Source organism: Micromonospora sp. NPDC049366, assembly GCF_044466625.1.
Lineage (GTDB): Bacteria > Actinomycetota > Actinomycetes > Mycobacteriales > Micromonosporaceae > Micromonospora.
On sequence record NZ_JBITMV010000010.1, the window covers coordinates 201,217 to 218,418 of the forward strand.

A 17,202-nucleotide genomic window follows, 5' to 3' on the forward strand; every position below is an offset into this window, starting at 1 on the left:
CAACCGCCAACCGATTACCGGGTCATGCGGCCCTGATCACAGGTGCGCCGTCGAGGGTGACCCCGGCGCCCGCCAGGGATCGCAGCGCCAGGTCGGTGGTGTCCGCGGCGACCCCGGCGGTCAGGTCCAGGAGCACGGTGGTGGCGAAGCCCTCCCGCGCGGCGTCCAGGGCGGTCGCCCGTACGCAGTGGTCGGTGGCGATGCCGACCAGGTCGACCCGGTCGACGCCGTGGCGGCGCAGCCAGTCGGCGAGGCACTCGCCGTCGGCGGCGTGCCCCTCGAAGCCGGAGTACGCGGCCGCGTGCTCGCCCTTGTGGAAGATCTCCTCGACCCGTCCGGTGTCGAGGTCGGGGTGGAACTCGGAGCCGGCGGTGCCGACGACGCAGTGCCGGGGCCAGCTGTCGACGAAGTCGGGCTGGTCGGCGAAGTGCCCGCCCGGGTCGACGTGGTAGTCCTTGGTCGCGACGACGTGGTCCCACCGGCCCGGTTCGGCGGCGAGCAGACGGGTGATGCCGGCCGCCACGTCGGCGCCGCCGCCGACCGCCAGGGACCCGCCCTCGCAGAAGTCGTTCTGCACGTCCACGATGATCAGCGCACTGCCCATCGGTGCTCCCTTCCTCACGCCCCGGTCCGGGACCAGGCCACGTTCACGCCGAGGGTACGACGGTGACCGGGATGGCCGGGTCGCCCGCGGACAGCTTCAACCCTTCCCAGGGAATGGAGATCAGGCACTGCCGCAGGTGCTCCCGCGACTCGTCCAGCGTCGGCAGCTCGGCCGCCTCGCCGCCCACCACGTACGAGCGCTGGAGCAGCCGGTCGTTGGGCTGCCGGTCCGGCACGCCCTGCGGGACGATGATCTCCTCGGTGGCGGTCCCGGTCGGCTTGTGCCGCCGGACCGCGATCTTGCGCCCGCCGATGGTCGCCTTGTGCTCGGACCGCTTCACCACCGGCCGGCCGTCGACCTCGACGAGTTTGTAGACGAGACCGACGGTGGGTGCGCCGGAGCCGGTGACGACGGCCGTACCGGCGCCGTACATGTCGACCGGCTCGGCGGCGAGGGCGGCGATGGCGTACTCGTCCAGGTCGCCGGACACGATGATCTTCGTCTCGGTGGCGCCGAGCGAGTCGAGCAGCTCCCGGGACTGCTGGGCGATCACCGCGAGGTCACCGGAGTCGATCCGGACGGCGCGCAGGTCGGGGCCCGCCACCGCGATGGCGTTGCGGATGCCCTGGCTGATGTCGTACGTGTCGACGAGCAGCGTCGTGTCCTTGCCCAGCGTGGCGACCTGTGACGCGAACGCGGTCCGCTCGTCGTCGTGCAGCAGCGTGAACGCGTGCGCGGCGGTGCCGGCGGTGGGGATGCCGTAGCGGCGACCCGCCTCCAGGTTGGAGGTGAAACCGAAGCCGGCCAGGTAGGCGGCGCGGGCGGCGGCCACCGCGGCGCCCTCGTGGGCGCGGCGCGAGCCCATTTCGATCAGGGTGCGCCCGCGGGCGGCGGTGACCATCCGGGCGGCGGCCGCGGCGACGGCGCTGTCGTGGTTGAGGACGGAGAGCACCAGGGTCTCCAACACCACGCACTCGGCGAAGGTGCCGGAGACGGTGAGGACCGGTGAGTTGGGGAAGAAGAGCTCACCCTCGGCGTACCCGTCGATGTCGCCGGTGAAGCGGTAGTCCCGCAGCCAGGCCGCGGCCGGCTCGTCGACGACCCCCCGGCGGAGCAGGAAGTCCACCTCGGCCTCGTCGAAGCGGAAGTCCCGGATCAGCTCGATCAGGCGTCCGGTGCCGGCGACCACCCCGTAGCGTCGGCCGCTCGGCAGGCGGCGGCTGAACACCTCGAACACGCAGCGACGGTCCGCCGTGCCGTCCCGCAGGGCGGCGCTGACCATCGTCAGCTCGTAGTGATCGGTCAGCAGCGCGGGGCGAAGGGTGCTCACGGCCTCAGCCTAGAGTTCACCCGTCGTCCCCGTCCTCGTGGCCCGGGATCGCCCGCAGCGCGGCCCGCAGCTCCGCCCGGCCGGTGACGCCGAGCTTGGCGTAGATCCGCTGGAGGTGGTTCTCCACCGTGCGGGCGGAGAGGAAGAGACGGTCCGCGATCGCCCGGCTGGTGACCCCCTCGGCGGCGAGCCGGGCCACCTGCCACTCCCGCTCGGACAGCACCGGGGTCCCGGCGCGCAGGGCCGGCGTGCGGACCACGTCACATCGTGCGAGCAGCGCGGCGAGCCGTTCCCGGGCCTCGGCGGCCGCCGCCGGCCGCTCCGCCCGCAGCCGGTGCAGGGCGGTCGCGGCCGCCTCGGCGGCGTAGACGTGCAGCTCCAGGGCCGCGAAGTCGTCGGCCACCCGCAGCAGGTCGGCCGGCGAGCCGGAGACGGCGGCCCGGGCGTGCCGGGCCAGCAGCGGCGGCAGGTTCCCGTCGACCCGCTCGGAGAGCTCGGCGAGGCGCTGGGCCACCGTGCGGCGGCTGCCGTCGGAGCAGGTCGGCCCGATGAGCGCCCCCGCCTGGTCCAGCCGCACCAGGTCGTGCAGGACATGCACCTCATGGCCGGCGAATCCGTCCGCGCGCAGCCGGTCGACCAGCTCGGTGAGCTGCTTCACCGCCCCCGGCAGGTCGCCGGACGCGGCGAGCGCCGCCCCGCGTGCCTGCTCCAGCCACGGGTAGAGCACCGCCATGCCGGGGGCCTGGGTCCGGTCGGCCTCGGCCATCGCCTCAGCGGCCTGCGTCGCGTCACCGCGCAGGGCCGCCGCCTGGGCCCGCTCCGCCTGCGCCAGGCCGGCGTAGACCCGGCTGGTGGCCAGCACCGCGCACGCGCCGAGGCTCGTACGCAGCGCGGCGTCGCTCTGGCCGCGCAGCCGCGCCGCGTACGCCTGGAGGATCGCCAGGTAGCCGGTGCCCAGCCGGAAGTCGCCGGCGCCGGCCAGGTCGGCGAACTCGTCGGCGACGATCGCGTCGATGCCGGCCAGGTCGCCGGCGAGGGTGAGTCGGGTGCCCCGGGCCAGCTCCAGGGCGAGTTGGAGGTACGGCATGTCGGGCCGCCACCGGGCCGCCTCGGAGTGGACCTGGGCGATCGCGGTGCCGCTGCGCTGCAGCTGCCCCTGGGCCGCCTGCAGGTAGGCGATGGTGCTGCGGGCCAGCTCGCGGGCGGCGACGCTGGCCGCGGGGCGGTCCAGCACGCCCTGGCTGAGCCGCAGCGCGGTGGTGGTGTCGAGCCGGTGCAGCCGCATGATCGCCTCGAACGCCCGGACGCGGGCCCGGTCGGCTGAGTCGGTCAGGTCGGCGATCCGCGCCGCGATCTCCTCCACCGTGGACTCGCGGCTCAGGCCCCAGTAGGTGACCATGCCACGGACGGTCAGCCACCGGCTCAGGCGCCGCCCGTCGCCGGTGCCGGGGGAGACCGCGTCGAGGACCTCGATCGCCTCCTCCGGCCGGTCGGCGAACATGAGGATGGTCGCCAGCAGCTCCGCCGCGTCGAAGCCGCCGCCGGCGTCGAGCGCCGCGCGGGCCAGCCGCGTCGCCAGGGGTACGTCGTAGCGGCTGAACGCCTGCACGGCCGCGCCGAGCAGCAGCGTCGCGTCCTGGGCGGTGCCCGAGTCGAGCCGCCACACCGCCACCCGGAGCAGGTCGTCGCGGCGTCGGGTGCCGACCCGTTCCAGCAGCTCGGCGAGGTGCGCCTGCAGCCGGCGGGTGCGGCTGACCGGGCAGCGGCGGCGCATCACCTCGCCGTAGAGGGGGTGCGCCAGCCGGACGTTGGTCCGCCGGTCGTGCTGGAGCACCGTGATCAGCCCGCGTTCCTCGGCCATCTCGACGTCGGCCCGGTCGACGGCCTGGTTGAGCAGGTGCAGGCCGAGCGGCTCACCGAACGCGACCAGCTCGACCACCGCCCGCACGCCGGGGGTCAGCTGACCGATGCGGGTGTCGATCAGGTCGGTCAGGTCGGGGGCCAGCTCGAGGCGGCCGGTCCACTTCCAGATCCCGTACGTGCGGGTCAGCTCCTCGCTACCGGAGGCGGCGTGCACCAGCTCGCGCAGCAGCAGCGGGTTGCCGGCGGAGAGCCGACCCAGCCGGTCGGCGGAGCCGGCGTCGACCGGGCCGTCGAGGATGGCGGCGAGCAGCCCGGCGGTCTCCGCGGGCGCCATCGGGCTCAGCTCGGCGTGGTCGACGAGGTCGTCGGTCCAGAGTGCCCGGATCGGCAGTGGAATCTGCTCGCCGTTGCGGAAGGTGCCGATCACGGTGGCGTTCTCGGCCCGGGCCACGAGGTGCACGAGCGCGGCCGACGGCGGGTCCAGCAGGTGTGCGTCGTCGATCGCGAGGACGATGCGCCGCCCGGCCGCCTGCTGCTGGAGCACCTCCAGGGCCCAGCGCAGGATGCCCGCGGGGGACAACCCCTGTGGCTGCTCGGCCGGGAGCACCTGCACCAGACCGCCGAAGGGGAGTGCCGCGGTGGTGGCGCTCGCGGCGATGGACCAGATCGCGTAGCGGTCGGTCGGCAGTGCCGACACGCCCTCGCGCAGCAGCCGGCTCTTGCCGATGCCCGCGTTTCCGCTGAAGAAGAGCCCTCGCCCCTCGGTGCTGGTCACCGCCGACAACAGACGGTTGAGCTCATCCGTGCGGCCGACGAACTTCCACCGACTCATCCGGGCAGCATATCCATCGAGTTCGGTCCGCGCGCACTCCGTCACGCAGCGAAGTTGAGTAATCTGACGATTACTGGTGAGTATCCGATGTGTTCCGCCAGGGCCCTCGGTCGCTCGTAGTCTTCCGGCATCCGGATCGCTCCACCGGATATTCCACATGGCCGGTTGCCGCCGGTCTCGCACGTCACGGGAGGCCGCCCTCATGCAACCGGGTCAGCTCCCCTCCGTCGACATGTCCGGCGACCAGCCGGGGCCGAGCGACATGCCCCGTTGCGCGCCCCTGCCCACCCGGCTCGGGGTGAGCGACCCGGGGCCGGACGAATCGCTCGGCGTGCTCACCGTCGGGCCGGCCGACGCCGGTCGCCGCGCCGTGCTCGCCACCCTGCTCGACCTCGACCCGGCCCTGCTCGGTGTGCCCGACGGCAGTTGGCTGGTGCTGCGGCACGCGACGACGCCCAGCCGCGCGGCCTACGTGCCGGGCTACCGGCAGCCGCACGCCTACGGCGCGGACCGCGGCGCCGCCGGCCCCGCGCTGGCCCGCCCGCCGCGCCGGGTCGAGCTGGGTCTGCCCGAGCCGCTGCTGCGGCACTTCGCCCTGGTCGACACCCCCGACACCGGCGCGCTCGGCGTGGCCGGCGCCCGCGTGCTGATCGAGGCGGCCGGCCGGGCCGGGTGCCTGCTCTTCGTGATCGCCGCCGACCAGACGTTCACCGCCGCGGAGCTCACCCTGCTCGCCGAGCTCGCCGGGACCCCGGTCTCGATCTGCTTCGCGGTCACGCCCGGCTCGACCGGCTGGGCCGGGCCCGACAGCGCGGCGCGTACGGAGGACGCGGGGGCGTCCGTCCCGCCGTCCGGGGCCGGGTCCCCCTCACCCGGTCCCACGGTCGACCCGATCACCGTGACGGTGGAGGCGCACCGCGCCGCCCTGCTCGCCGCGGTCCCCACGCTCGCCGACGCGCGCTGGTTCGCGCCGCACCGCATCGACGACGCGGCCGACCTCCGCCGCGCCCTGGTCGGCTGGGCCGTCGACGAGGGCCTGCGGCGGGCCAGTTCCGACCCACCGGTCCTGCCCGGCGAGCACGGCCGGGTGCCCGTGGTCGCCGACCCGGGCGACTGGTCGGAGCTGCTCGACCGGCTGACCCGCTCCTGCGCCCAGCGGATCCGTCAGCACCTCGCGCTGGAGCTGGCCAACATCCATCTCCGCGCGGTCCAGGAGATCGTCTTCGGGGTGGGCTGCGCCGGGCTGCCCCAGCTGCTCGACCGGGAGATGGAGGCCCTGTCGCTGCTGGCCACCGCCCAGTGCGACCAGGCCGTCCGGGGCATCATCGAGGAGGCCTCGTCCCGCGTCGTGGGGTCGCCGCTGCCCGAAGGGGTCTACCGGCGGGTCTCCCACGCGATGCGCTGGGGGTTGACCGAGGAACGTTCCGGCCGGGAGCTCGACCGGGTGCTCCTCGTCACCAGCACGGCCGGCGTGGCCGGGCTGACCGGCGACGGAGCCGTCGACGCGGTCGCCGGCTACCCGGGCACCGCCCGCGCCGAGGTTCTCCCACCGGTCGCCGTCGCCCTCTCCGGCGGCTGCTGGCAGCACTGGCGGAGCCCGGGCAACAACGACCCCAACGGCGCGCGGGCCTGGGCCCAGCAAGCGCTGCGCGAGGTCGAGCTGGAGCTGTCCCGGGAGATCTCGCGGCGGTTCGAGGTGATCCGTCTCTCCCTGGGCGTGGTGCTCTCCGATGCGGTCGACCACGGCATCCTGCTCGCCTGAGGGCGTCCCGATCGTCCGGCCCGCCGGGCCCGCCCGCCCACCCCTCGGGCGCGGTCCCGGCGGGCCCGGCACGCCCCACGCCCGAGATCCGCGGCCGGACGGCGTTCCGGTTCCTCGGATTCCGGAGACCGGTGGCACGATGGGGGGCATGGCGGCTCCGCAGGTTGCACCGGTCGAGACGCCGGCCACCGAAGAGGTGCCGGTCTCGGACCGGCAATGGGTGACGATCGTGTGGGACGACCCGGTCAACCTGATGACGTACGTGACCTGGGTCTTCCAGAAGCTCTTCGGCTACAGCCGGGAGAAGGCCGAGAAGCTGATGCTGGACGTGCACCACAAGGGCCGCGCCGTCGTCTCCACCGGCGCCCGGGAGCGGATGGAGCACGACGCGTCGCAGCTGCACGCGTACGGGCTGTGGGCGACGGTGGACCGCTCGTGAGCATGTTCCGCCGCCAGGCAGGCCGTTACGTCGCCAGCTTCGCCGTCGACGAGGCGCGGGTGCTGCGCAAGGTCGCCGGTGAGGTGGTCGGTCTGCTGACCGACGGCTTCGACCACACCGACCCGGTGGTCGGCCGGCTCTTCCCCGACGCCTACCCGGACGACCCGGCGGGCACCGCCGAGTTCCGCCGCTACACCGAGGGCGACCTCAAGACCGCCAAGATCGACCAGGCCGGGGCGATCCTCGCCGCGCTGCCCGACGAGTCCGGCGGCGAGGTGCGGCTGGACGCGGAGGCCGCCGAGGCGTGGCTGCGCGCGTTGAACGACGCCCGCCTGGCGATGGGCGTCCGGCTGGAGATCAAGGACGGCACCGACCTCGGTGAGGAGCTGGACGACGCGGTCGCGGAGGATCCGACCTCCAGCCGGGTGTTCCAACTGTCGGTCTACGCGTATCTCGGCTATCTCCAGGAGTCCCTGCTCAACGCGCTGATCGACGAGGCGTGACCGCGACCACTTCGCCGTCGGCGCGGGGCAGGCGTTAGTCTGGGACCCGTGCTGAGCATCGACCGGTCGATCGTCGACGCGATCGTCGCCCACGCGCGCCGGGACCACCCGGACGAGGCGTGCGGCGTGGTCGCCGGCCCGGTCGGCAGCGACACCCCGACGCGGCACATCCCGATGGACAACGCCGCGCGTTCCATGACGTTCTACGAGTTCGACTCGATGGAGCAGCTGCGGGTGTGGCGCGAGATGGACGACCGGGACGAGGAGCCCGTCGTCATCTATCACTCGCACACCGCCACCGAGGCCTACCCGTCGCGCACCGACGTCTCCTTCGCGGGTGAGCCGGGCGCGCACTACCTGCTCGTCTCCACGCGGGAGCCCGACACCGAGGAGATCCGCTCCTTCCGGATCGTGGACGGTGTGGTGACCGAGGAGCCGGTGCGGATCGTGGAGGCGGCGGTGGACCCGCACGCCGTCCAGTCCTACATGTTCGGGCAGAGCCCGACGACGGTCGACTACGAGTGTTCCGGCCGCTGACCCCACGCCGTCAACACCGTCCACCCGTCATCGAGGCATTCCCGACAAGGAGCACGACATCATGGCCATCGAGGTTCGCATCCCCACCATCCTGCGCAGCTACACCGGCGGCGCGAAGGTCGTCGAAGGCAGCGGCGACACCCTGGGCGACCTGCTCACCGACCTGGACTCCCGGCACGGCGGCCTGCGGGCCCGGCTGGTGACCGACGCGGGCGCGCTGCACCGCTTCGTCAACGTCTACGTCAACGACGAGGACGTCCGGTTCCTCGGCGCGCTGGACGCCAAGCTCAGCGACGGCGACAGCGTCACCATCCTCCCGGCCGTCGCCGGCGGCGCGTTCGGCTTCGCGGCGGCAGCCGCGATCGGCCAGCACGGCGCGGCGGCAGCCGCGGTCGGCCAGCCTGGCGCCGGGACGGCGCTGGGCCAGCAGGGCGCCGGGACGGCGCCGGGCCAGCACGGCGCGGCGGCGGCCGCGGTCGGTCACCGGGCCGCGCCCGTCACCGTTCGCTGAGGCGGCCGCCATGGCGCGGTACGACAGCCTGCTGGACGCCTGCGGCGGCACGCCCCTGGTGGGTCTGCCGCGGCTCTCGCCGACGGTGCCCGACGGGGCGCCGCCGGTGCGGCTGTGGGCGAAGCTGGAGGACCGGAACCCGACCGGCAGCATCAAGGACCGGGCGGCCCTGTTCATGGTCCGGGCGGCCGAGGAGGCCGGCCGGCTCCGCGCCGGTGACACGATCCTGGAGCCGACCAGCGGCAACACCGGCATCTCGCTGGCGATGGTGGCGAAGCTGCGGGGCTACCGGCTGGTCTGCGTGATGCCGGAGAACGTGTCGACCGAGCGGGTCCAGCTTCTCCGGATGTACGGCGCGGAGATCATCTTCTCGCCGGCCGCCGGTGGGTCGAACCAGGCGGTCGCCACCGCGAAGCAGATCGCCGCGGAGCACCCCGACTGGGTGATGCTCTACCAGTACGGCAACGAGGCGAACGCCCGGGCGCACTACGAGACGACCGGGCCGGAGCTGCTGCACGACCTGCCGACGATCACGCACTTCGTGGCGGGTCTGGGCACCACGGGCACGCTGATGGGCACCGGTCGCTACCTGCGGGAGAAGGTCGACGGCATCCAGGTCGTCGCCGCGGAGCCGCGCTACGGCGAGCTGGTCTACGGGCTGCGCAACATCGACGAGGGCTACGTGCCGGAGCTGTACGACGCGTCGGTGTTGTCGAGACGGTTCTCGGTGGGCACCCGCGACGCCGTCCTGCGTACCCGACAGCTGGTCGAGGTGGAGGGGATCTTCGCGGGTTTCTCCACCGGCGCCATCCTGCACGCCGCGCTGGCGGTGGCGCACGAGGCGGTGCGGGACGGCCGCCGGGCCGACGTGGCGTTCGTCGTCGCCGACGGCGGCTGGAAGTACCTCTCCACCGGGGCGTACGGCGGCACGCTGGCCGACGCCGAGGAGGCCCTGGAGGGGCAGCTCTGGGCCTGAGCCCGGACATCGCACGGCCGGACCGGGCCGGGGTCACCGACGCTGTCGGGGCTCCGGCCCGGTCCGTTCACGCTGGTCGTGGTCGCCCCGCGCCCGTCTCATCCGGCGCGGTCGGCGGTGGACGGCGGCGGCAGGGTGCGCCACGGGGAGTGACGACGGGCACCCGGCCGACCGGCCCCACGGGCCTCGGCCGCCCGGCCGACGGGGGTGTCACGTTGGTGACAACTTCCAGCGGATGATTCTTGCCGTCCCGTGCGTCAGCGTAGGCTGCCGAGCGTGACGTACGCGTCGGTAGAGATCATGTGCCGAGCGATCACCGGCGGAGCGACTACGGATCGTGACGGCGAGACGACCCGATGCGACTGACCGTCCTCGGCTGCGCGGGCAGTTTCCCCGGCCCGGAGTCCCCCTGCTCGGCCTATCTCGTCGAGGCCGACGGCTTCCGGCTGCTGGTCGACTTCGGCCCTGGCTCGCTGTCCAGCCTCCAGCGCTACGCGGGCCTGCACGCACCCGACGCGATCCTCCTCAGCCACCTGCACTGCGACCACATCCTGGACGCCGTGTCGTACGTGGTGGTCCGCCGATACGCCCCGGACGGCCCCTACCCGGTCCTGCCGGTCTACGCCCCGTCCGGCGCGCCGGACCGCCTGTCGGCGGCCTACGGCGACGGCGCGATGGACGACGTCTACCAGTTCTACGGCCTGCAGCCCGGCACCTTCCCCATCGGCCCGTTCACGGTCACCGTCGACCGGGTCAACCACCCCATCGAGACGTACGGGGTGCGGTTGGAGCACGAGGGCCGGGTGCTCTGCTACTCCTCCGACACCGCGCCCTGCGACGCGCTGCTGCGGCTGGCGCAGGACGCCGACGTGTTCCTGTGCGAGGCGAGCTACCTCGACGGTGTGGATAACCCGCCGGACCTGCACCTCACCGGCCGCGAGGCGGGCGAGGCGGCGACGAAGGCGGGCGTGGGCCGGCTGCTGCTCACCCACCTCGTGCCCGCCTGGGGCAGCGAGGCGCACACCGTCGAGTCGGCGGCCGCCGCGTACGCCGGCCCGATCGAGGTGGTCCGGCCCGGCGCGAGCTACGAGGTCTGACGACCCACCGGTCCCCGCCGCCGCGACGGGGTGGCGCGCGGGGCGCGCCCGGTCTTGCCGCAGTGTTCGCCGACCGGTCAGCGGCCGGTCGTCTGCTGCACCCGTGACACCCGCACGGTGTGGGCATGCGGATCGCCATCGTGACCGAGTCGTTCCCCCCGGACGTGAACGGCGTCGCGCACTCCGTCGTCCGGACGGCCGAACACCTGGTCGCCCGTGGCCACCAGCCGGTGGTCATCGCACCGGCGCCGCCCGGAGCGGCCGGGCACGACAGCGACGCGTTCCCCTATCCGGTGATCCGGATCCCCAGCGTGCCGCTGCCCCGCTACCAGGGCTTCCGGCTGGGGGTGCCGACCACCACCCGGCTGGCCGGCGAGTTGCTGGGCCGCGCACCGGACGTGGTGCACCTGGCCAGCCCGTTCATCCTCGGCGGCCGTGCCGCCACCCTCGCCGCCCGGCACGGCCTGCCCACGGTGGCGGTCTACCAGACCGACGTGGCGTCGTACGCCCGCGCGTACCGGGTCGGTTGGGGCGAGGCGGCCGCCTGGCGGCGACTGCGCGAGATCCACAACTCGGCGGGCCGGACGCTCGCCCCGTCCACCCGGGCCGCCGCGGATCTGATCGCCAACGGGGTGCAGCGGATCTGGCTGTGGGGGCGGGGCGTGGACGCGGACCGGTTCCAGCCGGCGAAGCGGTCCGCGTCGCTGCGGGCCCGTCTCGCCCCGAACGGCGAGCTGCTGGTCGGCTACGTCGGGCGGCTGGCACCGGAGAAGCGGGTCGACCTGCTGGCCGCGGCGTCCCGGCTGCCCGGCGTGCGGGTCGTGGTGGCCGGCGACGGCCCGGCCCGCCGGCAGCTGGCGCGGGCCCTGCCCGAGGTCACCTTCCTCGGCGTGCAGCACGGCGAGGACCTGGCCCGGCTCTACGCCAGCCTGGACGTCTTCGTGCACACCGGCCCGCACGAGACCTTCGGCCAGACCGTGCAGGAGGCGCTGGCCAGCGGCGTGCCGGTGGTGGCGCCCGCCGCGGGCGGCCCGCTGGACCTGGTGGACTCGGGCGTGAACGGGCTGCTCGTGCCGCCGGAGGACGCGGACGCGCTCGCCGCCGCGGTGGCCGAGCTGGCGGCGGACGAGTCGCGGCGCGCCGCGTACGGGCGGGCGGCCCGGGCCGCGGTGCAGCGGCGCAGCTGGGCCGCGGTCGGTGACGAGCTGATCGGGCACTACGAGGCGGTGCGCGCCGCGGCGCCGGCCGTCGGCCTGCCCGCCGCCTCATGACCGTTCCCGGGTGCCAGCAGAGCCCGACCAGCGGCACGGCCGGTGGCGGGCTGCGGATCGTGCGCCTGGCGAACTTCGTGACCGCCCGGTCGGGTGGGCTGCGGACCGCGCTGCGCCACCTCGGCGAGGGCTACGCCGCGGCCGGACACGAGCCGGTGCTCGTCGTTCCGGGCCGGCGTGACGGCGACGAGCGGCACCCCTGGGGTCGGGTCGTGACGCTGGCCGCGCCGCGGCTGCCGTACAGCGGGGGTTACCGGATGCTGGTGGGGCGGCGGCGGGTGGCCCGGCTGCTGACCGCGCTGGCCCCGGACCGGCTGGAGGTCTCCGATCGGTTCACGCTGCGCTGGACCGGCGCCTGGGCTCGCGTCCACGGCGTACCGGCGGTGATGGTCTCGCACGAGTCGCTGACCGGGCTGCTCGGCCAGTGGGGGGTGCCGGGCGCGCTGCGCCGGCCGCTCGCCGACCGGCTGAACCGGCGCAGCGCGCTGGCGTACGACCGGATCGTCTGCACGACCCGGTGGGCGGCGGAGGAGTTCGCGCGAATCGGCGCGGGCAACGTGGACCTGGCCCCGCTCGGCGTCGACCTGGACACCTTCGGGCCGGGCCGCGCCGACCCGGCGCTGCGGGCCCGCTACGCCGAACCCGGCGAGCTGCTGCTGGTGCACTGTGCCCGGTTGTCCCACGAGAAGCGGCCCGAGCTGGCCGTCGACGCGCTGGCCGCGCTCGGCCGGTCCGGCGTCCGCGCGGTGCTGGTGATGGCCGGGGACGGGCCGATGCGGCCGGCGCTGGTCCGGCGGGCCGCGGGGCTGCCGGTCACCTTCACCGGTTTCCTGCCCGACCGGAGCGCCGTCGCCGCGCTGCTGGCCACCGCCGACGTGGTGCTCGCCCCCGGCCCGGTGGAGACGTTCGGGCTGGCCGGGCTGGAGGCGCTCGCCAGCGGCACGCCCGTGGTGGTCAACGCGGCGAGCGCGCTGCCCGAGGTGGTCGGCCGCGCCGGGCTCGCCGCGTACGGCTCCGGGGAGTCCCTCGCCGAGGCGGTGACCCGGCTGGTCGCCCGCCCGGAGGCGCAGCGGCGGCGGGCCGCGCGGACCCGCGCGGAGGAGTTCGGCTGGCCGGCGGCGGTGGCCGGGTTCCTCCGCGTCCACGACGCGGCGCCGGTGCGCCAGACGGCCCCGGCCTGAGGACCGACCCGACGCGGGACCGGACCGACGCCGAGCCCGGACCGACGCCGGGGCCGGCGGGTGGGACACCAGCGCGCGGGTGGATCACCGGACCGCATAGGGTGCAGGCATGGCGCGACCCGACGGGCGACAGCCCGACCAACTCCGGCCGGTGACCCTGACCCGAGGCTGGAGCACCCATCCGGAGGGCTCGGTGCTCGTCGAGTTCGGCGCGACCCGGGTGCTCTGCACGGCCAGCGTGACCGAGGGGGTGCCCCGCTGGCGCAAGGGCTCCGGCCTCGGCTGGGTCACCGCCGAGTACGCGATGCTGCCCCGGGCCACCAACACCCGCTCCGACCGGGAGAGCGTGAAGGGGCGGGTCGGTGGGCGTACCCACGAGATCTCCCGGCTGATCGGCCGCAGCCTGCGCGCCTGCATCGACCTGAAGGCGCTCGGCGAGAACTCGATCGTGCTCGACTGCGACGTGCTCCAGGCCGACGGCGGCACCCGCACCGCGGCGATCACTGGCGCGTACGTGGCGCTCCACGACGCGGTGACCTGGCTGGGGCAGCGCAAGGCGCTGGCCGGCAAGCCGGAGGCCGTGATGCACCGGTCCGTGGCGGCGGTCAGCGTCGGGATCATCGCGGGCGAGCCGCGCCTGGACCTCTGCTACGAGGAGGACGTGGCCGCCGAGGTCGACATGAACGTGGTGTGCACCGGCACCGGCGAGTTCGTCGAGGTGCAGGGCACCGGTGAGGCGGGCGTGTTCGCCCGCGAACAGCTCGACGCCCTGCTCGACCTGGGCGTGCTGGGCTGCGCGGAACTGGCCGAAGCTCAGCGGAAGGCTCTCTCATGAACAAGGTGCTGCTCGCCACCCGCAACCGTAAGAAGCTGGTGGAGCTCCAGCGGATCCTCGACGGCGCGCTCGGCGCGCACCGGGTCGCCCTGCTCGGCCTGGACGACGTCGAGGAGTATCCGGAGCTGCCGGAGAGTGGCCTCACCTTCGGTGAGAACGCGCTGATCAAGGCGCGCGAGGGGTTCCGCCGCACCGGCCTGCCCACCGTCGCCGACGACTCGGGGCTGGCCGTCGACGCGTTGAACGGGATGCCCGGCGTGTTCAGCGCCCGGTGGGCCGGTTCGCACGGCGACGACCACGCCAACCTGCAGCTGGTGCTGGACCAGATCGCCGACCTGCCGGACGAGAACCGGGGCGCGTCGTTCGTCTGCACCGTCGCCCTGGTGCTGCCCGGCGGCAAGGAGCACCTGGTCGACGGGCGGCAGTCGGGCCGGCTGCTGCGTGCCCCGCGCGGTGACGGTGGCTTCGGCTACGACCCGATCTTCCTGGGCGACGGGCAGACCCGGACCAACGCCGAGCTGACGCCGGAGGAGAAGGACGCGGTCAGCCACCGTGGCAAGGCGCTGCGCGAGCTGGCCAAGCTGATCGCGAAGGTCCTGCCACCCGCCGTCTGACCGACCCGCACGCGACGCGGCGGCCGTCCCCGACCGGGGGCGGCCGCTGATGTGCGTCAGGATGGCTCAGCCGAGCGGGCCGACCTCCCGCTCGATCGCGGCGCGCAGCTCCGGGCCGCGGACGACGTCGCGCGCGGCCTCCATGAGGGGGGCGAGGTAGACGTCCGGGCCCGGTTCGCCGGCGATGCCGCCGAGCGCGGCGACCGCGGCGCGACCGGCCGGCGACGGGATCAGCGGGGCGCGCAGCTGAAGGCCGCGTACCGCCGCCAGCAGCTCCACCGCGAGCACGCTGGTCAGGTTGTCCAGCACGGTCCGCAGCTTCTTCGTCGCCGCCCAGCCCATCGACACGTGGTCCTCCTGCATGCCGCTGGTGGGCAGCGAGTCCACGGACGCGGGCGCGGCGAGCCGGCGGTTCTCCGCGACGATCCCGGCCGCGGTGTACTGGGCGATCATCAGCCCGGAGTTGACCCCGGCGTCGGGGGAGAGGAACGCCGGCAGGTCGCGGGAGCGGGTGACGTCCAGCAGGCGGTCGACGCGCCGCTCGGCGATCGCCCCCACCTCGGCGGCGGCGATCGCGAGGAAGTCGGCGGCGAAGCCGAGCGGGGCGCCGTGGAAGTTGCCGGTCGACTCGACCCGGCCGTCCGGCAGCACCACCGGGTTGTCCACCACCGAGACCAGCTCCCGGGACGCCACCGTCCGGGCGAACTCCCACGTGTCCCGGGCCGCGCCGGCGACCTGCGGCGCGCAGCGCATCGAGTACGCGTCCTGCACGGCGTGCGCCAGGTCGTCGCGGTGCGAGTCCATCACCCGCGAGTCCTGCAGCAGGCGGTGGATGTTCGCCGCCGAGACGGCCTGCCCGGGGTGCGGCCGGATGGCGTGCAGCTCGGGCAGGAACGGCCGCTCCGAGCCGAGCATCGCCTCGATGGCCAGGGCCGCCGTCACGTCCGCCATGGCGAACAGGTGGGCCGCGTCGTGCAGGGCGAGCAGCAGCATCCCGAGCATGCCGTCGGTGCCGTTGATCAACGCCAGCCCCTCCTTGGCGGCCAGCTCGATCGGGGCCAGCCCGGCCTGGCGCAGCGCGTCGGCCGCCTCGACCCGTTCGCCGGCCGGGCCGAGCACCCAGCCCTCGCCGAGCAGCACCAGCGCGCAGTGCGCCAGCGGCGCCAGGTCGCCGGACGCGCCGAGCGAGCCGTGCTCCGGCACCCACGGGGTGATGTCGTGGTTGAGCAGGTCGACCAGGGCCTCCGCGACCAGCGGGCGGACCCCGGAGCGGCCCAGCGCCAGCGAGCGGACCCGCAGCAGCATCATCGCCCGGACCACCTCGCGCGGCATCGGCGCGCCCACCCCGGCCGCGTGCGAGCGGATCAGCGCGTGCTGCAACTCGGCCCGGCGCTCCGGCGCGACGAACGTGTTGGCCAGCGCGCCGAAGCCGGTGGAGACGCCGTAGACGGGACGGCCGGCGGCCTCGATGCCGTCCACGATCGCCCGGCTGGCCGCCATGGCGTCCACCGCCGACGGGTCGAGCACCACCTTGGCGGTGCCGCGGGCGACGGCGAGCACGTCGGCGGGGGAGATCCCGCTGGGCTGGATGGTGACGCTCATGGCATGACTCCGTTGTGCAGGACGTGGCGGATCAGTGGAACACCGGGCCGGTAGGCCAGGTGCAGGTGGGACGGCGCGTCGAGGACGATCAGGTCGGCCCGGGCGCCGGGACGCAGCACACCGACGTCGTCGCGGCGCAGCGCCCGCGCGCCCCCGGCGGTCGCGGCCCAGACCGCCTCCGCCGGGGTCATCCGCATCTCGCGTACGGCGAGGGCGATGCAGAACGGCATCGACGAGGTGTACGACGAGCCGGGGTTGCAGTCGGTGGCCAACGCGACGGTGACACCGGCGTCGAGCAGCCGCCGCGCGTCCGGGTAGGGCGAGCGGGTGGAGAACTCGGCGCCGGGCAGCAGCGTGGCGACGGTGGTCGTCTCCGGGCCCGACACCCAGTCCGTCGTGGTCGACGCCAACGCGTCGACGTCGGCGTCGGACAGGTGGGTGCAGTGGTCGACGCTGGCCGCGCCCAGCTCGACGCCGAGCTGCACCCCCGGCCCGGGGCCGAGCTGGTTGGCGTGGACGCGTACGCCCAGCCCGACGGCCTGCCCGCAGGCGAGGATGGCCCGGGCGTGGTCGACGTCGAAGGCGCCCCGCTCGCAGAACACGTCGATCCAGCGGGCGTACGGGGCGGCGGCGGCCAGCATCGGACCGCACACCATGCCCACGTAGTCGTCGGGGCGGTCGGCGTACTCGGCGGGGACGACGTGCGCCCCGAGGAACGTGGTGTCCTCGGTGAACTCGGCGGCGATCCGCAGCGAGCGGGCCTCGTCGGCGACGGTGAGGCCGTACCCGCTCTTGATCTCGATGGTGGTGGTGCCCTGCCGCAGCGCCTCGCCGCGCAGCCGCGCGACGGTGGCCCGCAGCTCGTCGTCGGGGGCGGCGCGGGTGGCGCCGACCGTCGTGCGGATGCCCCCGCCGGTGTACGGCTGACCGGCCATCCGGGCGGCGAACTCGGCGGCCCGGTCACCGGCGAAGACCAGGTGGGCGTGGCTGTCCACGAAACCGGGCAGGACGGCGGCGCCGTCGGCGTCGATGCGTCGGTCGGCGGCCGGCGCGTCCCGGGCCGGCCCGACCCAGGCGACCTGCCCGTCCTCGACCAGCACGGCGGCGTTGCGGCGCAGACCCAGCGGCCCGCCCGCGCCGGTGCCGGGCACGTTGGTGACCAGCTCGCCGATGTTGGTCACCAGCAGGCTGCCGGTGTCCCGGGGGATGCGCCGGGTCGGGCCGCCGGGCCGCGCCGCAGGGGTG

15 protein-coding genes and 1 pseudogene are annotated in these 17,202 nt (G+C 74.8%); 11 read left to right on the plus strand and 5 right to left on the minus strand.

Features of this window, described 5'->3' with window-relative positions; all coding sequences use genetic code 11:
• Window positions 1-22: 22 nt before the first annotated feature.
• The 3 genes from ACIBTV_RS16715 to ACIBTV_RS16725 are packed head-to-tail and all read right to left on the minus strand — an operon-like array spanning window position 23 to window position 4,629.
• Window positions 23-604, minus strand: a complete 582-nt coding sequence (locus ACIBTV_RS16715) for a nicotinamidase (protein WP_396705727.1) — start codon at window positions 602-604, stop codon at window positions 23-25.
• Window positions 605-647: 43 nt separating this feature from the next.
• Window positions 648-1,934, minus strand: a complete 1,287-nt coding sequence (locus ACIBTV_RS16720; protein ID WP_396705729.1) for a nicotinate phosphoribosyltransferase — start codon at window positions 1,932-1,934, stop codon at window positions 648-650.
• Window positions 1,935-1,950: 16 nt separating this feature from the next.
• Window positions 1,951-4,629: a LuxR C-terminal-related transcriptional regulator gene (locus tag ACIBTV_RS16725; RefSeq protein ID WP_396705730.1), complete on the minus strand. Its 2,679-nt coding sequence runs from the start codon at window positions 4,627-4,629 to the stop codon at window positions 1,951-1,953.
• Window positions 4,630-4,861: 232 nt separating this feature from the next.
• Here ACIBTV_RS16725 and ACIBTV_RS16730 point away from each other — a divergent pair, with 232 nt between their 5' ends.
• From ACIBTV_RS16730 to rdgB, 11 genes and pseudogenes are all read left to right on the plus strand, one after another.
• Window positions 4,862-6,391: a hypothetical protein gene (locus tag ACIBTV_RS16730; protein ID WP_396705732.1), complete on the plus strand. Its 1,530-nt coding sequence runs from the start codon at window positions 4,862-4,864 to the stop codon at window positions 6,389-6,391.
• A gap of 148 nt (window positions 6,392-6,539) precedes the next feature.
• Entirely contained in the window at window positions 6,540-6,830 is a 291-nt protein-coding gene (clpS, locus tag ACIBTV_RS16735) for an ATP-dependent Clp protease adapter ClpS (RefSeq protein ID WP_091591611.1), read from the plus strand.
• A gap of 2 nt (window positions 6,831-6,832) precedes the next feature.
• Window positions 6,833-7,333 carry a DUF2017 domain-containing protein gene (locus ACIBTV_RS16740; RefSeq protein WP_396705780.1) on the plus strand — a complete coding sequence of 167 codons (501 nt, stop codon included), beginning with the start codon at window positions 6,833-6,835 and terminating at the stop codon, window positions 7,331-7,333.
• Window positions 7,334-7,381: 48 nt separating this feature from the next.
• Window positions 7,382-7,870 carry a Mov34/MPN/PAD-1 family protein gene (locus tag ACIBTV_RS16745; protein ID WP_396705734.1) on the plus strand — a complete coding sequence of 163 codons (489 nt, stop codon included), beginning with the start codon at window positions 7,382-7,384 and terminating at the stop codon, window positions 7,868-7,870.
• A gap of 61 nt (window positions 7,871-7,931) precedes the next feature.
• Window positions 7,932-8,231: pseudogene (locus tag ACIBTV_RS16750) on the plus strand (MoaD family protein); the annotation flags it as partial.
• 160 nt (window positions 8,232-8,391) lie between these two features.
• The gene (locus ACIBTV_RS16755) at window positions 8,392-9,357 is read left to right on the plus strand and encodes a PLP-dependent cysteine synthase family protein (RefSeq protein WP_396705736.1); all 966 of its coding nucleotides are present in this window, start codon (window positions 8,392-8,394) and stop codon (window positions 9,355-9,357) included.
• 356 nt (window positions 9,358-9,713) lie between these two features.
• Window positions 9,714-10,454, plus strand: a complete 741-nt coding sequence (locus ACIBTV_RS16760) for an MBL fold metallo-hydrolase (protein WP_396705738.1) — start codon at window positions 9,714-9,716, stop codon at window positions 10,452-10,454.
• A 125-nt stretch (window positions 10,455-10,579) separates the two neighbouring features.
• Window positions 10,580-11,725: a glycosyltransferase family 4 protein gene (locus ACIBTV_RS16765; RefSeq protein ID WP_396705740.1), complete on the plus strand. Its 1,146-nt coding sequence runs from the start codon at window positions 10,580-10,582 to the stop codon at window positions 11,723-11,725.
• Window positions 11,722-12,906: a glycosyltransferase gene (locus ACIBTV_RS16770; RefSeq protein WP_396705742.1), complete on the plus strand. Its 1,185-nt coding sequence runs from the start codon at window positions 11,722-11,724 to the stop codon at window positions 12,904-12,906. The genes ACIBTV_RS16765 and ACIBTV_RS16770 overlap by 4 nt, the downstream gene beginning before the upstream one ends.
• A gap of 109 nt (window positions 12,907-13,015) precedes the next feature.
• Window positions 13,016-13,741, plus strand: coding sequence for a ribonuclease PH (gene rph, locus ACIBTV_RS16775; RefSeq protein ID WP_396705743.1), 726 nt, complete (start codon window positions 13,016-13,018; stop codon window positions 13,739-13,741).
• On the plus strand, window positions 13,738-14,355 hold the full coding sequence (gene rdgB / locus ACIBTV_RS16780; protein ID WP_396705746.1) for an RdgB/HAM1 family non-canonical purine NTP pyrophosphatase: 618 nt from the start codon (window positions 13,738-13,740) through the stop codon (window positions 14,353-14,355). Before rph ends, rdgB begins: the two co-directional genes overlap by 4 nt.
• Window positions 14,356-14,421: 66 nt before the next feature.
• Here rdgB and hutH read toward each other — a convergent pair whose 3' ends face one another.
• Together hutH and hutI are read right to left on the minus strand one after the other, a co-directional pair.
• The gene (gene hutH / locus ACIBTV_RS16785) at window positions 14,422-15,957 is read right to left on the minus strand and encodes a histidine ammonia-lyase (protein ID WP_396705748.1); all 1,536 of its coding nucleotides are present in this window, start codon (window positions 15,955-15,957) and stop codon (window positions 14,422-14,424) included.
• Window positions 15,954-17,165, minus strand: a complete 1,212-nt coding sequence (gene hutI, locus ACIBTV_RS16790; protein WP_396705782.1) for an imidazolonepropionase — start codon at window positions 17,163-17,165, stop codon at window positions 15,954-15,956. The genes hutH and hutI overlap by 4 nt, the downstream gene beginning before the upstream one ends.
• Between the last annotated feature and the right edge of the window lie 37 nt (window positions 17,166-17,202).

Excerpts from the sequence above, each read along its gene's own strand:
- ACIBTV_RS16715 (WP_396705727.1), bottom strand. The coding sequence starts at position 604 with ATGGGCAGTGCGCTGATCATCGTGGACGTGCAGAACGACTTCTGCGAG.
- ACIBTV_RS16725 (WP_396705730.1), bottom strand. The coding sequence starts at position 4,629 with ATGAGTCGGTGGAAGTTCGTCGGCCGCACGGATGAGCTCAACCGTCTG.
- ACIBTV_RS16730 (WP_396705732.1), top strand. The coding sequence starts at position 4,862 with ATGTCCGGCGACCAGCCGGGGCCGAGCGACATGCCCCGTTGCGCGCCC.
- clpS (WP_091591611.1), top strand. The coding sequence starts at position 6,540 with ATGGCGGCTCCGCAGGTTGCACCGGTCGAGACGCCGGCCACCGAAGAG.
- ACIBTV_RS16740 (WP_396705780.1), top strand. The coding sequence starts at position 6,833 with ATGTTCCGCCGCCAGGCAGGCCGTTACGTCGCCAGCTTCGCCGTCGAC.
- ACIBTV_RS16755 (WP_396705736.1), top strand. The coding sequence starts at position 8,392 with ATGGCGCGGTACGACAGCCTGCTGGACGCCTGCGGCGGCACGCCCCTG.
- ACIBTV_RS16760 (WP_396705738.1), top strand. The coding sequence starts at position 9,714 with ATGCGACTGACCGTCCTCGGCTGCGCGGGCAGTTTCCCCGGCCCGGAG.
- ACIBTV_RS16765 (WP_396705740.1), top strand. The coding sequence starts at position 10,580 with ATGCGGATCGCCATCGTGACCGAGTCGTTCCCCCCGGACGTGAACGGC.
- ACIBTV_RS16770 (WP_396705742.1), top strand. The coding sequence starts at position 11,722 with ATGACCGTTCCCGGGTGCCAGCAGAGCCCGACCAGCGGCACGGCCGGT.
- rph (WP_396705743.1), top strand. The coding sequence starts at position 13,016 with ATGGCGCGACCCGACGGGCGACAGCCCGACCAACTCCGGCCGGTGACC.
- rdgB (WP_396705746.1), top strand. The coding sequence starts at position 13,738 with ATGAACAAGGTGCTGCTCGCCACCCGCAACCGTAAGAAGCTGGTGGAG.
- hutH (WP_396705748.1), bottom strand. The coding sequence starts at position 15,957 with ATGAGCGTCACCATCCAGCCCAGCGGGATCTCCCCCGCCGACGTGCTC.